Here is a 372-nt window from a genome sequence, read left to right as displayed (position 1 = left end):
TGTACGCTTAGTCACTTAACCATACAACCCAAACGGGTCTTTGTTATGTGACAGTTTAACTTCGCCAGAAGTTAATATTGAATACTAAAGTAGATACCAATTAATCACGAATGATTAAATTGGCACTGAATGATACTGCTATCATTCTTTTTTACTTTTGAAAACTCTGTACAAATAACACTGTTATTCATACGAATTTTATTATCAGCTTTTCCAAATTTTTAAAGAGCATATTAATCAGTTAAACCCAAAGGGTAAAACTAACTAACAATCATCTGTGTGGACACTACGAACAAATAAGTTCTAAATCGTATAAGGAGGTGATCCAGCCCCAGGTTCCCCTAGGGCTACCTTGTTACGACTTCACCCCAG

At 35.2% G+C, this 372-nt stretch carries 1 rRNA gene; it reads right to left on the bottom strand.

Annotation, left to right across the window (positions count from 1 at the left end):
* Positions 1 to 313: 313 nt before the first annotated feature.
* Positions 314 to 372 (bottom strand): 16S ribosomal RNA (locus PSH54_RS20680); the annotation flags it as partial.

It is taken from the genome of Pseudoalteromonas sp. Angola-30 (assembly GCF_028599215.1).
GTDB lineage: Bacteria > Pseudomonadota > Gammaproteobacteria > Enterobacterales > Alteromonadaceae > Pseudoalteromonas > Pseudoalteromonas atlantica.
The sequence above is the reverse complement of the archived record's forward strand: the minus strand, read 5'-3'. Positions and strand labels throughout refer to the sequence as shown.